This is a genomic window from Massilia sp. ST3 (assembly GCF_018119405.1).
Classification (GTDB): Bacteria; Pseudomonadota; Gammaproteobacteria; order Burkholderiales; family Burkholderiaceae_D; genus Telluria.
Map to the genome: position 1 here is coordinate 1 of NZ_JAGPWC010000061.1, position 12,224 is coordinate 12,224.

Here is a 12,224-nt window from a genome sequence, read left to right on the forward strand (position 1 = left end):
GGGGGGGGGGTGGGGGGCGCCGCGGCGCCCCCCGGCGGCCCGGTGCGTTTCCCCGGGGCGGGGCTCCCCCGGCCGTGTGGCCCCCCCCACGGACAGGTTATCGAAACGCTTACGGCAGCAGCGCAATCTGCTTCAGCCCTTTGGACTCTTCCAGCCCGAACATCAGGTTCATGCACTGCACCGCCTGCCCCGAAGCGCCCTTTACCAGGTTGTCCTGCACCACCAGGATCACCACGGTATTGGCGCCTTCCGGACGGTGCAGCGCCAGGCGCAGCATGTTCGAGCCGCGGGTGGAGCGGGTTTCCGGGTGCGAGCCGAACGGCATCACGTCGACGAATTCGCTGTCCTTGTACTCCTCTTCGAACAGGGCCTGCAGCGCGGCGTTGTCGATGTCCTTGGTGAGGCGCGCATACAGGGTCGCGTGCATGCCGCGGATCATCGGCACCAGGTGCGGGGTGAAGATCAGGCCGACCTGCTGGTCGGTGTAGCGCTGCAGTTGCGCCGAGGTTTCAGGGGTGTGGCGGTGGCCATGCACGCCGTAGGCCTTGAAATTGTCGCTGGATTCCGAGAACAGGGTGCCGATCTCGGCCTTGCGGCCCGCGCCCGAGACGCCCGACTTGGCGTCGGCGATCAGGCTGCCCGCATCGATGACGCCGGCCTTGAGCAGCGGGTAGAAGCCCAGCTGCATGGTGGTCGGGTAGCAGCCCGGGTTGGCGATCAGGCGCGCCTTCTTGATGTCTTCTCGGTTCAGCTCCGGCAGGCCGTAGACGGCCTCTTCCAGCAGTTCGGGCGCGGTGTGCTCGATCTTGTACCACTTCTCGAAGGTGGCGCGGTCCTTGAGGCGGAAGTCGGCCGCCAGGTCGATCACCTTCACGCCCGCCGCCAGCAGCGCCGGGGCCTGGGCCATGGCCACGCCGTGCGGGGTGGCGAAGAACACCACGTCGCACTGGGTCAGGTCGGCCTTGTCCGGGCTCGAGAAGGCCAGGTCGACCACGCCGCGCAGCGAGGGGAACATGTCGGCGACCGGCAGGCCGTCTTCCTTGCGCGAGGTGATCGCGGTCAGCTGGACATCCGGGTGGACGGCCAACAGCCGCAGCAATTCCACGCCCGTATATCCGGTTCCGCCAACGATGCCAACTTTGATCATGTTCTTTCCTTCGGTAATGGTGATAAGGCCCTGTCCAGGACGAGGCTGCAATTTTAACAGCGATGCGCGCGCGGGGCGGCGCGCCGTCCCGGTTTGCCGCCCCGCTCCTGCCGCTATAATTTCCGAATGAAAATGATCTCGATCGGCCAACTGGCCAAGCGCACCGGCGCCAGCGTGCGCGCGCTGCGCCACTACGAACAGTCGGGCTTGCTGGACGCGATCCGGCAAGACAACGGCTACCGCCTGTTCGACGAATCCGCGGTCCAGTTCGTCGAACGCATCCGCGTGCTGCTGCGCAATGGCTTCACCCTGGACGAGATCCGGCCCGTGGCCTCGATGCTCGCGCCGCAGCCGCCCGACTTGCGCACCGTCTGCGCCGACGTGATCGCCCTCTACCATGACAAGCTGGACGAGCTGGACCAGCGCATCGCCGCGCTGATGGAGATCCGGGCCAGCGCCGGCGCGCGCCTGGCCTTCCTCGAGGAACAGCGCCGCCGCGGCGGGCCCTGATCAAGGCTTGGTGTGGTCGAGCGCGGCGGGAATCGGGTGCGCCGGCGTTTCCGCATCCCAGGTCACCGAGAGCACGCACCAGCGCGCGCCGTCGTGCAGCAGCTGCAGGCTGTTGACGCCGCGCCGCAGCACCGGGCCGTCCGGGCGGTCGCGCGTTTCATAGCTGCTGTAGACATGGGCGATGTGGCCGAACTGGCTCACCTGGTGCGCCACCTCGCGCTCGTAGAAGCCGCGCTGGCCGAACAGGCGCTCGTTGAGGGCGGCGAACTGGCGCGGCGTCTGGGGCGCGGCCCCGAAGCCGCCGGCGCCATGCGAAGTCGGCGTGACCAGGGCGCCGGGGGCGAACATCTTGAACATGCGCTCCCAATCCTTTTTCGCGCCGGCGGGGCCGGAAACGATGTCGTACAGGGTCGGCGCGACCGCCGCCAGCGAGCGGCCGTCCTGGCTGTCCTGGGCCGGGCCGCAGGCAGGCGCGGTGCCGAGGGGATTGTCCTGGGCGTGGACGGGCGCCGCCAGGGCCAGGGCGAATAAGGGGACGATGAGGTAAGAGCCTTGCATGGAAATCCTCCGTTGATGCGCGAACGTGCGCGGAACACCATCGTGAAGGCTGACGCTAATGGCAGGGTCAAGCGCCTGCGCTACCCGTTTTGCATGAAACGCTCGTGTTTTCCCATCTGCTGTTGTGAAAGTGCCTCGGACTTTTCTGAAATGTGTTTTTTGCTCAGAAACATGCGCTGCCTGCGCTCGTCCTTTCCAAGCTCACGCCCGTCATCCATGATCGGTTGAAAATAGAACGATCGTGTCATTTTTCCGGCAGAACTATCCGCCACGAATATTAACGTGCATATAGGAAACGGTGTGGCGCTTGAGTCCGCGTTGCCATTCGCCGTAATCTGGCCCAGCCGGCACACCCACACAACCCACAACGGAGACACCATGATCAAGCGGATCGTTCAATGGATCGGCGCGGCCCTGCTCGCCCTCTCGCTCTTCCCTGCGCAGGCTTCGGCTGCCGGCTACACCCAGACGCGCTACCCCATCGTGCTGGTGCACGGCTTCCTCGGCTGGGACGCCATCGGCCCCTACGACTACTGGTTCGGCATCGCCGACACCCTGCGCAAGGATGGCGCCCAGGTCCACATCGCCCAGGTCACCGCGGCCAACAGCACCGAAGTGCGCGGCGAGCAGCTGCTGGCCTACGTCAAGCGCGTGATGGCGGCGACCGGGGCGCAGAAGGTCAACCTGATCGGCCATAGCCACGGCGGGCCCACCGTGCGCTACGTGGCCTCGGTGGCGCCCCAGCTGGTCGCCTCGGTGACCAGCGTCGGCGGCGTGCACAAGGGCGCGCCGCTGGCGGACATCGTGCGCGGCACGGTGGCCCCGGGCTCCTTCTCGGAGACCGCGCTGGCCTCCATCGTCAACGGCGTGGCGGGCACGATCGCCTTCCTGTCGGGCGACAGCAGCACCCAGATGTCGACCGCGGCGCTGGCCTCGATGACGACGGCCGGTGCAAGCGCCTTCAACACGCGCCATCCGCAGGGCGTGCCGCGCAGCGCCTGCGGCGAAGGCGACTACCAGGTCAAGGGCGTGCACTACTTCTCGTGGAGCGGCGCCCAGCCCTTCACCAACCTGCTCGACCCGATCGACGCCTCGATGGCCCTGCTCTCGCTGGCCTTCCGCGGCGAGAAGAACGACGGGCTGGTGGGCAGCTGCTCGAGTCGGCTGGGGCGCGTGATCCGCGACGACTACGCCATGAACCACCTGGATGAAGTCAACCAGGTGGCGGGCCTGGTCAACCTGTTCGAGACCAACCCCAAGACCATCTTCCGCCAGCAGGCCAACCGCCTTCGCGAGATGGGGCTGTAAGCATGCGGCGCAGCCAGACCATGGTCAAGGAAGCGCTGGCCTTGCTGGCTGCCGCCGCGCTGCTCGGAAGCCTGCTGTGGTGGGCTTCCCAGCGCGGCGCCAGCGATAGCCTTGAGCCGGCGGCGGCGCCGGCCGCCAAGCCCGCCCCCGCGCCGGCCTTCGCCCGCTCGCTGGAAGGCACGCGCACCGACGGCGCGCTGGCGGTCGCGGCGGACGACGTGCTGGTGGCCGACGAGGAACTGGTCGAACTGTTCGACTACTACCTGGCGGCGGTCGGCGAGAAGACGCCGGAGCAGGTGCGCGCGCAGATCGAGCGCGAACTGGAGCGGCGCCTGCGTCCGCCGGCATCCGGCGCCGCCAAGGCGCTGCTGGGGCGCTACCTGGACTACAAGCGGGCGCTGGCGGCGCTGGAACAGCGCAAGGACCTGGCGGGCGCCGACGTCACGGCAATCCGCAAGCGCCTGCTCGCCATGCGCACCCTGCGCGCGCGCTATTTCAGCACGCAGGAGACCCGCGCGATGTTCGGGCGCGAGGATGGCGAGCAGCAGGATGCGCTGGCCCGTCTCGAGGTGCGCCAGGACCGCACCTTGGATGAGGCGCAAAAGCGCGAACGCCTGGCCGCGCTCGACGCCGCCCTGTCGCCCGAGGTGCGGGAGGCGCGCGCAGCGCCCTTGCGCGTGGCGCAGCTGGAGGAAGCGGTGGAGCGCCTGCGCGCGCAGGGGGCCGGCGACGAGGCCGTGTTCCAGGCGCGCGCGGCCGCCTTCGATCCCGAGGCGGCGCGCAGGCTGGCCGAGGTGGACCGGGAAGAGGCGGACTGGAAGCGCAGGATAGGCGCTTACCTGGACGCGCGGCGGACGCAGAAGGATGCGGGGACGCTGGCGGCGCTGCGGGGGCGCTTGTTCTCGGAGGAGGAGCAGCGCAGGTTGCCGGCGTATGAGGAGGGGATGCCGTAGGGGTGCAAAGGATATTTGCATCGTTGCGGTTGGATGCAAATATTGTTGGCCCTTGAACCGTCGTTCCGGCGAAGGCCGGAACCCAAGTTTGTTCGCGTTCCATTCAAAGTTTATGCCGTCGAAACGCGAGCAAACTTGGATCCCGGCCTTCGCCGGGATGACGTGCAAAAGGCGCGTGGCAAAAGGGTGCGACAACTCGTCTCCCTCTTCCAAAACAAAAAAGCCGCCAGCTTTGCAGCAGGCGGCTTTTGCAACAGCGCACAAGGCGCTGTGGATGCGATTAACGCTTCGAGAACTGCTTTGCGCGACGTGCTTTGCGCAGACCAACTTTCTTACGCTCGACTTCACGGGCGTCACGGGTGACGAAACCGGCGCGTGCCAGGTCGCCCTTGAGGCCTGCGTCGTAGTCGATCAGTGCGCGGGTGATGCCGTGACGGACGGCGCCTGCCTGGCCCGACTCGCCCCCGCCGTGCACGTTGACCTTGATGTCGAAGCGCTCGACGTTGCCGGTCAGTTCCAGCGGCTGACGGATGACCATCAGGCCGGTCTCGCGCGAGAAGTATTCCGATGCCGGCTTGCCGTTCACGATGATCTGGCCGGTGCCGGCCTTGATGAACACGCGAGCGACTGCACTCTTGCGACGGCCGGTGCCGTAGTTGTAGTTACCGATCATGTCAGTTCCTTAGAGAGTCAGTGCTTGAGGTTGCTGTGCTGCGTGCGGGTGGGTGCCTTCCGCGTACACTTTCAGCTTCTTGATCATGGCGTAGCCCAGCGGGCCCTTCGGCAGCATGCCTTTGACAGCCTTTTCCAGGGCGCGGCCCGGGAAGCGCTGTTGCATTTTCAGGAAGTTGGTTTCGTAGATACCGCCCGGGTAGCCCGAGTGACGGTAGTAGGTCTTGGCGGTGGCCTTGGTGCCGGTCACGCGCAGCTTGCCTGCGTTGACGACGATGATGAAATCGCCGGTATCGACGTGCGGAGTGAATTCCGGCTTGTGTTTGCCGCGCAGTCGGAGTGCCACTTCGCTGGCAACACGTCCGAGGACCAAGTCCGTCGCGTCAATCACAAACCAGTCGCGCTGGACTTCATGGCCCTTAGCGGAAAAAGTTTTCATGTTGACTTCCTAATCAAAAAATTGCTCAAATGGTGGTTCCGCCCCAGACATCAGCGGACTCGTCCTTATTGTCTTTTCCTGAGCAAACGGAAAGCCCACGATGATAGCCCAGCCGGGTTGTCACGTCAATCCGCATTCGGAATCCTGTCGCTTTTTACTGCGCGCCCCCGTTTTAGCGCAAGATGTTTCCGCTGAGCTAATCCAAACTCCTGTTTTGATGCAGTAGTGAAACAATAGATTGACCCCGGAAAGAGGACCAACTTACCATATTGGCAACCTCAAGGAGACCCAGTGAAGATGCATCCTGTATTCCGCGCCGCCCTCCTGCGCGCCGCCCTGCCCCTGCTGGTGGCGGCAGGCTCCGCGGGGGCCGCCGCCCCGGAGTCCTCCACCCCGGCTTCCCCGCCGGCCGCGGCCCGCAGCTGCCACCTGCCCGGTTCGGTCGACGCCCTGCGCTGCGTCAGCGTTTCCGTGCCCCTCGACTACGCCGAGCCGCGCGCCGGCACGCTCAAGCTGCACGTCACCGTCGCCCCGGCCTTCCGCCAGGGCACGCGCGGCGACCCGCTGTTCGTGCTGGCCGGCGGTCCCGGCCAGGCCGGCACCGACGTCCTGGGCATGCTGAACACCGCCTTCCACCGGGTGCGCGCCACCCGCGACATCGTCTTCATCGACCAGCGCGGCACCGGCCTGTCGGGCAAGCTCGACTGCAAGAGCAAGCCCGAACACGAGCGCATGAGCGAGCAGGAACTGGAAGCCGAGCTGCGCGCCTGCATCACCGGCACCAAGGCGCGCTACGCCGCCTACACCACCGCGGCCAGCGCGCGCGACATCGAGCAGGTGCGCCGCGCGCTCGGCTACCGCCAGGTCAATCTCTGGGGCGGCTCCTACGGCACGCGCCTGGGCCAGGCCTACACGCGCGCCTACCCCGCCAGCGTGCGCAGCCTGGTGCTGGACGGCGTCGCCGCGCCCGACCAGGTGATCCCGGCCGGCGCCCGCGACGCCCAGGCCGCGCTCGAGGCCGTGTTCGCCCAGTGCGCCAGGGATGCCGCCTGCAACAAGGCCTTCCCCGCCCTGCGCGACGAGTTCAATGCGCTGGTGGCCAGGCTGGAGCGCGGCGGCATTCCCCTGAGCTTGCCCGACCCGCGTACCGCGCAGCCGGTCAGCTTCACCCTGACCGCAGGACGCTTCCTGGGCACCGTCCACAACATCCTGTATGCGCCGGCCGACGCGCGCCGCCTGCCCTTCCTGATCCACAGCGCCAGCCAGGGCCGCTGGGGGCCCTTCATCGCGCGCCAGAACCTGAGCAGCGACTTCGGCCTGGACGCCGACATGTCCATGCTGCTGTATCTCGCCGTGGTGTGCGCCGAGGACGTGCCGCGCATGACGCCCGCCCTGCTGGCGCAGGACACCGGCCAGCTGACCAAGACCCTGGCCGACCAGATCCCCGGCATGTGCCGCACCATGACCGGGCCGGCAGCGGCGGCGCCGGCGCCGGCGCCGGCGCGGATCGATGCCCCGGCCCTGCTGCTGTCGGGCGCGCTCGACCCGGTCACGCCGCCGCACCGCGCCGCCAGCGCCGCGAAATTCATGCCGCGCGCCCAGCAGGTCGTGGTGGCGAATGCCGGCCATGGCGTGTCGCAGCTGGGCTGCGCGCCGCGCCTGCTGCGCGAATTCCTCGACCGGCCCCAGGCCAGGCTGGACGCGGCCTGCATGGCCGAGATCCCGGCCCCGACCTTCCAGCTCGGCAGCGCCGGGCCGCAACCCTGATGTTCTTCCGATTCCCGACTGGCGACCGACCATGATTGAAGTCCACGATGTACGCAAGTCCTTCGGCGCCGTCCAGGCGCTGGGCGGCGTTTCCTTCACCGCGCGCGACGGCCAGATCACCGCGCTGCTCGGCCCCAACGGCGCCGGCAAGACCACCCTGCTGCGCACCCTGGTCGGCCTGCTGCGGCGCGACCACGGCAGCATCTCGGTCGGCGGCGTCGATCCGGAAAAGGACCCGATGGCGGTGCGCCGCGACATCGGCTTCCTGACCGACCAGTTCGGGCTCTACGAGCGCCTGAGCACGCGCGAATACCTCACCTATTTCGGAGAGCTCAACGGCATGGGCGGCGCGTCCCTGGGACAGCGCATCGACGAGGTATCGGACCTGCTCGGCATGGACGACATCCTGGCGCGCCGCACCAAGGGCTTCTCGCAGGGCCAGCGCATCAAGGTGGCCCTGGCGCGCACCCTGCTGCACCGCCCGCGCCACCTGCTGCTCGACGAACCGAGCCGCGGCCTGGACGTGATGAGCACGCGCGCGCTGCGCACCGCGCTGGCCGCCCTGCGCGCCGACGGCTGCTGCGTGATCATGGCGACCCACGTGATGCAGGAAGTGATCCACCTGTGCGAAGACGTGATCGTGATCGCCAAGGGCCATACCGTGGCCCAGGGCTCGCCCGATGAACTGTGCCGGCGCACCGGCATCGCCAACCTCGAGGACGCCTTTGTCAGCCTGGTCGGCACCGAGGAAGGGATCGCATGAAATCCAAACTCCTGATCGTGTTCCGCAAGGAGCTGCGCGAGACGCTGCGCGAGAAGCGCACCCTGGCCACCCTCATCCTGATGACCCTGCTGTACCCCTTCATCATCGGCCTCACCCTCAACCAGATCATCAGCAAGAACACCAAGACCGAACGCGAAGGCATCGAGCTCGCGGTGATCGGCGGCGCCAGGGCCCCGACCCTGATGGCCCAGCTGGGCCAGAAGAACATCACGGTCAAGGACACGGGGCCGATGAACGACGAGGCCATCGCCGAGATGCTGCGCGCCAAGCACGCCGTGGCCGTGCTGCGCCTGTCCGAGGATTTCGCCGACAACTACCAGGCCATGCGCCCGGCGCGGATCGAGGTCTGGTTCGACTCGGCGGCCGAACGCGGCGCCCAGCGGCGCGAGGTGGAGGAAGTGCTGGAAGCCTACGGCAGCAACATCGCCAGCGCGCGCCTGCTGGCCCACGGCGTGTCGCCGGCGGCCCTGAATCCGATCCAGGTGCAGCGCTACGACACCGGCACCAATGCCTCGCGCTCGGCGGCCTTCATCGGCGGCATGATCGGGGTCCTGTTCTTCCCGGCCTTCATGCTGACCATGGCGGCGGCGATCGACAGCACCGCGGGCGAGCGCGAACGCCGCTCCTTCGAGGTGCTGATGGCCCAGCCGGCCCACACCTGGGAACTGGTGGGCGGCAAGTGGCTGGCCGCCAGCGTGCTGGGGGTGATCGGCGTGACCGCCTCGCTGCTGATCGGGCACGCGATCTTCAAGTGGCTGCGGCTGGAGGAGATCGGCATGTCCTGGAGCATGGGCTGGGGCACCCTGCTGCTGGTCTGCCTGGTGGCGGTGCCGCTGTCCCTGCTGGCGGGCGCGCTCTACGTGGCGCTGGCGATGCACTCCAGGACCTTCAAGGAAGCCCAGACCATCCTCAGCATCGTGCTGATCGCGCCGCTGGTGCCGGGCATGGTGGTGTCCTTCCTCGACCTCAAGACCGCGCAGTGGATGTACCTGGTGCCGATGCTGGCCAACCAGACCCTGGCCAAGGAAGCGGCCAAGGGCGGCGACGTGGGCGCGCTGCCTTATCTGCTGACTTTCCTGTGCTCGCTGATCCCGGCGCTGGCGGTGGTGGCGTTCGCGAGCTGGCGCATGAAGAGCGAGAAGTATGTGTTGTCGGTGTGATGACGGGTGCGCGGGAGCCGGTTGAACGCGTCGGCGGCGCAGCCGCCAACCCTACGTCGACGCGGTGACCGCTATCGCCGGAATGGCCGCGCCGCCAACGCACTCCCGATACCTGCCTTACAATAACCCGGCATTGAGCAACCGCGGAGAATCTACATGGAAGTGAAAGTCAGCTGGAATGGCCCCTCGGGCATGAGTTTCCGGGCCGAGACCGGCAGCGGCCACCTGGTGGCCATGGATGGCGCGCCGGATGGCGGCGGCCACAACCTGGCCCCGCGCCCGATGGAGATGGTGTTGCTGGGGACTGGCGGCTGCACCGCCTACGACGTGGTCCTGATCCTCAAGCGCAGCCGCGAGGACGTGCGGGGCTGCGACGTGACCCTGCAGGCCGACCGGGCGGAGACGGATCCGAAGGTGTTCACCAAGATTAACTTCCACTTCGTGGTCACCGGCCGCAACCTCAAGCCGGCCACGGTGGAGCGCGCGATCAACCTGTCGCACGACAAGTACTGCTCGGCGTCGATCATGCTGGCCAAGACGGCGGAGATCACGCATTCGTACGAGATCGTGGAAGTCTGAGTTAGCCTAAAAACCGTCATTCCTGCCACTGGCAGAATTGACTCCCCGCGCAGGCGGGGAGTCATAGGCGCCGGTGGCGCGTATGACGTTGTGAGGTCGCGGCCAACTCAAACGTAATACGCCGTCGTCGTCATCACCTTCGACATCGCCTTCATCGCCATGCGCACCGGCAGCGGCGTTTCCGACGCGCCCAGCGCCTGGGCCTTGGCGCCGTGCGCCACTTCATCCACCCGCATCTGCTCGACGATCGCGCGCGACTTGGCGTCCTGCGGCGGCAGCATGTTCAGGTGGCTGTTCAGGTGTGCTTCCACCTGGCGCTCGGTCTCGACCACGAAGCCCAGGCTGTGCTTGTCGCCGATCCGGGCCGCGATGCTGCCCAGCGCGTAGGCGCCCGCATACCACAGGGGATTGAGCACGCTCGGCTGGGAGCCGAGTTCGGACAGGCGCTGCGCGGTCCAGGCCAGGTGGTCTTCCTCCTCGCGGCCGGCCTGCTCGAACTGGGCGCGCATTTCCGGGGTCTGGGCGAAGCGCGCCTGCGAGTCGTACAAGGCCTGGGCGCAGACCTCGCCCACGTGGTTTACGCGCATCAGGCCGGCGCTATGGCGCCGTTCCTCGTCGCTCAGTTCGCAGTCGACGGCGTGCGTGCCCGGATTGGGACGCGACATCGAGGCCACGCCGCCCACCACGCGCAGGGCCTTGTCGAAGCCGACGATCAGGTGGTCCAAAGGAGATGTAAAACGATTCGCTGCCATAGGAGTCAAGGGTCAAGTCGCCAAAGCGCCATTATATTCCCTGCACCGTTCCCTGGCCGCCAGCCTGGGGGGTCTGGGTCTTCTTGCGTTCGATCCAGTCGGCCAGCGGCCCGGCCGGGTCCAGGCCCGAGATGTTCTTGGCCACGCCCAGGTTGAGCTCGAGCAGGAAGGGAATCGACTCCGCCGGCACTTCCGGGCAGTGGCGCTGGAAGGCTTCCATGAAGCGCCCGGACTCCACCACCGGCATCACCTTCTCCCCGCTCATGTACTGCAGCACGCTGGCGATGCTGTGGCCCTTGCCCAGGGTGTGGTAGATGAAACGGTTGTAGTCGCGGTCGACCTTCTTGAAGTCGATCGTTTCCTTGGTCATCAGCCCGGCCAGGTAGACCAGGCCCAGCGCCACGCGGAACCAGTCGATGGCTTCGTCCCGCCCGTGCCCCTCGCGCAGCAGGAGCAAGAGCCTGTCTTGGATGGCAGTGTTCATGTGTCCATTATCCATATTTCCTGGCCGAGCGGGCGAAGTGTTTACGAAAAGAAACTACCCATGCCGCGTAACATCGCTTTTCTGCAGCCCAGTCCCCTGTTTCGCCCGTGCGTCGCAATAAGACCACGTTACCTGTGACAATTTAATACAATGCAAGTGTCGAAAAAGTGCTTGCAATCTATACATACATTCTTGCACACATGCATCTGGAGTTTTCATGGAATTACGCATCCGCAATTTGTCCAAGACCTACGCCAACGGCGTGGTGGCGCTGGACCGTGTCACGCTGAACATCCCGGCCGGGATGTTCGGCCTGCTCGGCCCCAATGGCGCGGGCAAGTCGACCCTGATGCGTATCCTGGCCACCTTGCAGGAATGCGACTCCGGCTCGGTCTTCCTGGACGACATCGACGTCCTCGACGAAAAGGATGAAGTACGCGCCATGCTGGGCTACCTGCCCCAGGATTTCGGCGTCTACCCGAAAGTGACCGCTTACGAACTGCTGGACCACTTCGCCCAGCTCAAGGGCGTCTCGAACAAGGCGCGGCGGCGCGAGGTGGTCGACGGCCTGCTCCAGCAGACCAACCTGTGGGAAGTGCGCGACCAGCGCCTCGGCACCTTCTCGGGCGGCATGCGCCAGCGCTTCGGCATCGCCCAGGCCCTGCTGGGCGACCCGCGCCTGATCATCGTCGACGAGCCGACCGCCGGCCTGGACCCGCAGGAACGGGTGCGCTTCCACAACCTGCTGTCCGACATCGGCGAAGACCGCACCGTGCTGCTCTCGACCCACATCGTGTCCGACGTGGCCGACCTGTGCGCCCAGATGGCGATCATCAACAAGGGCCAGGTGCTGCTGTGCGGCGAGCCGCAGGACCTGATCTACGGGATCGAGGACTACATCTGGGCGCGCGTGGTCACCAAGCAGGAACTGCCCGAATTCCAGAAGCGCTACGCGGTCATCTCCACTCGCCTGCTGAGCGGCCGCACCCTGATCCATGTGTATTCCGAGGACGATCCGGGCGACGGCTTCGAGCCGGCCCGCGCCAGCCTGGAAGACGTCTACTTCGCCACCATCGCCGGCCGCTACAACCCGGCGGCGGGGAACTGCTGA

The 12,224-nt window shown here is 66.8% G+C and carries 14 protein-coding genes; 8 read left to right on the forward strand and 6 right to left on the reverse strand.

The features are described from left to right. Window positions 1-109 precede the first annotated feature (109 nt). A complete protein-coding gene (argC, locus tag KBW98_RS18210) occupies window positions 110-1,147 on the reverse strand; it encodes an N-acetyl-gamma-glutamyl-phosphate reductase (RefSeq protein WP_211521582.1) in 1,038 nt (345 codons plus the stop codon). Window positions 1,148-1,273: 126 nt separating this feature from the next. On the opposite strand from argC, the gene KBW98_RS18215 reads away from it, so the two are divergent. Next, window positions 1,274-1,657, forward strand: a complete 384-nt coding sequence (locus KBW98_RS18215; protein WP_229429278.1) for a MerR family transcriptional regulator — start codon at window positions 1,274-1,276, stop codon at window positions 1,655-1,657. Here the strand turns inward: KBW98_RS18215 and KBW98_RS18220 are convergent, their stop codons facing one another. Then, entirely contained in the window at window positions 1,658-2,215 is a 558-nt protein-coding gene (locus tag KBW98_RS18220) for a hypothetical protein (RefSeq protein WP_211521583.1), read from the reverse strand. 378 nt (window positions 2,216-2,593) lie between these two features. Here KBW98_RS18220 and KBW98_RS18225 point away from each other — a divergent pair, with 378 nt between their 5' ends. Both KBW98_RS18225 and KBW98_RS18230 read left to right on the forward strand, forming a co-directional pair. Beyond that, entirely contained in the window at window positions 2,594-3,523 is a 930-nt protein-coding gene (locus KBW98_RS18225) for a triacylglycerol lipase (protein ID WP_211521584.1), read from the forward strand. Between the two features lie 2 nt (window positions 3,524-3,525). Continuing rightward, window positions 3,526-4,476: a lipase secretion chaperone gene (locus KBW98_RS18230; protein ID WP_211521585.1), complete on the forward strand. Its 951-nt coding sequence runs from the start codon at window positions 3,526-3,528 to the stop codon at window positions 4,474-4,476. Between the two features lie 280 nt (window positions 4,477-4,756). Here the strand turns inward: KBW98_RS18230 and rpsI are convergent, their stop codons facing one another. Then, complete coding sequence (rpsI, locus tag KBW98_RS18235; protein ID WP_005667904.1) at window positions 4,757-5,149, reverse strand: 30S ribosomal protein S9; 393 nt, start codon at window positions 5,147-5,149, stop codon at window positions 4,757-4,759. Between the two features lie 9 nt (window positions 5,150-5,158). Further along, window positions 5,159-5,587 (reverse strand): 50S ribosomal protein L13, encoded by a 429-nt coding sequence (gene rplM / locus KBW98_RS18240; RefSeq protein WP_211521586.1) that lies wholly within the window; start codon window positions 5,585-5,587, stop codon window positions 5,159-5,161. A gap of 297 nt (window positions 5,588-5,884) precedes the next feature. Here rplM and KBW98_RS18245 point away from each other — a divergent pair, with 297 nt between their 5' ends. From KBW98_RS18245 to KBW98_RS18260, 4 genes are all read left to right on the forward strand, one after another. Next, complete coding sequence (locus tag KBW98_RS18245; RefSeq protein ID WP_211521605.1) at window positions 5,885-7,354, forward strand: alpha/beta hydrolase; 1,470 nt, start codon at window positions 5,885-5,887, stop codon at window positions 7,352-7,354. Window positions 7,355-7,385: 31 nt separating this feature from the next. Further along, window positions 7,386-8,117, forward strand: coding sequence for an ATP-binding cassette domain-containing protein (locus KBW98_RS18250; protein ID WP_211521587.1), 732 nt, complete (start codon window positions 7,386-7,388; stop codon window positions 8,115-8,117). Further along, the gene (locus KBW98_RS18255) at window positions 8,114-9,298 is read left to right on the forward strand and encodes an ABC transporter permease (RefSeq protein WP_211521588.1); all 1,185 of its coding nucleotides are present in this window, start codon (window positions 8,114-8,116) and stop codon (window positions 9,296-9,298) included. The genes KBW98_RS18250 and KBW98_RS18255 overlap by 4 nt, the downstream gene beginning before the upstream one ends. 156 nt (window positions 9,299-9,454) lie before the next feature. Next, window positions 9,455-9,877 (forward strand): OsmC family protein, encoded by a 423-nt coding sequence (locus tag KBW98_RS18260; protein ID WP_211521589.1) that lies wholly within the window; start codon window positions 9,455-9,457, stop codon window positions 9,875-9,877. 107 nt (window positions 9,878-9,984) lie between these two features. On the opposite strand, the gene coq7 is transcribed toward KBW98_RS18260, so the two are convergent. Then, window positions 9,985-10,629 (reverse strand): 2-polyprenyl-3-methyl-6-methoxy-1,4-benzoquinone monooxygenase, encoded by a 645-nt coding sequence (gene coq7, locus KBW98_RS18265; RefSeq protein ID WP_211521590.1) that lies wholly within the window; start codon window positions 10,627-10,629, stop codon window positions 9,985-9,987. 31 nt (window positions 10,630-10,660) lie between these two features. Further along, window positions 10,661-11,113 carry a hypothetical protein gene (locus KBW98_RS18270; RefSeq protein WP_211521591.1) on the reverse strand — a complete coding sequence of 151 codons (453 nt, stop codon included), beginning with the start codon at window positions 11,111-11,113 and terminating at the stop codon, window positions 10,661-10,663. Between the two features lie 217 nt (window positions 11,114-11,330). On the opposite strand from KBW98_RS18270, the gene KBW98_RS18275 reads away from it, so the two are divergent. Next, window positions 11,331-12,224, forward strand: a complete 894-nt coding sequence (locus KBW98_RS18275) for an ABC transporter ATP-binding protein (protein ID WP_211521592.1) — start codon at window positions 11,331-11,333, stop codon at window positions 12,222-12,224.

Coding starts and splice junctions, on each gene's coding strand:
- argC (WP_211521582.1), bottom strand. CDS start 1,147: ATGATCAAAGTTGGCATCGTTGGCGGAACCGGATATACGGGCGTGGAA.
- KBW98_RS18215 (WP_229429278.1), top strand. CDS start 1,274: ATGAAAATGATCTCGATCGGCCAACTGGCCAAGCGCACCGGCGCCAGC.
- KBW98_RS18220 (WP_211521583.1), bottom strand. CDS start 2,215: ATGCAAGGCTCTTACCTCATCGTCCCCTTATTCGCCCTGGCCCTGGCG.
- KBW98_RS18225 (WP_211521584.1), top strand. CDS start 2,594: ATGATCAAGCGGATCGTTCAATGGATCGGCGCGGCCCTGCTCGCCCTC.
- KBW98_RS18230 (WP_211521585.1), top strand. CDS start 3,526: ATGCGGCGCAGCCAGACCATGGTCAAGGAAGCGCTGGCCTTGCTGGCT.
- rpsI (WP_005667904.1), bottom strand. CDS start 5,149: ATGATCGGTAACTACAACTACGGCACCGGCCGTCGCAAGAGTGCAGTC.
- rplM (WP_211521586.1), bottom strand. CDS start 5,587: ATGAAAACTTTTTCCGCTAAGGGCCATGAAGTCCAGCGCGACTGGTTT.
- KBW98_RS18245 (WP_211521605.1), top strand. CDS start 5,885: ATGCATCCTGTATTCCGCGCCGCCCTCCTGCGCGCCGCCCTGCCCCTG.
- KBW98_RS18250 (WP_211521587.1), top strand. CDS start 7,386: ATGATTGAAGTCCACGATGTACGCAAGTCCTTCGGCGCCGTCCAGGCG.
- KBW98_RS18255 (WP_211521588.1), top strand. CDS start 8,114: ATGAAATCCAAACTCCTGATCGTGTTCCGCAAGGAGCTGCGCGAGACG.
- KBW98_RS18260 (WP_211521589.1), top strand. CDS start 9,455: ATGGAAGTGAAAGTCAGCTGGAATGGCCCCTCGGGCATGAGTTTCCGG.
- coq7 (WP_211521590.1), bottom strand. CDS start 10,629: ATGGCAGCGAATCGTTTTACATCTCCTTTGGACCACCTGATCGTCGGC.
- KBW98_RS18270 (WP_211521591.1), bottom strand. CDS start 11,113: ATGAACACTGCCATCCAAGACAGGCTCTTGCTCCTGCTGCGCGAGGGG.
- KBW98_RS18275 (WP_211521592.1), top strand. CDS start 11,331: ATGGAATTACGCATCCGCAATTTGTCCAAGACCTACGCCAACGGCGTG.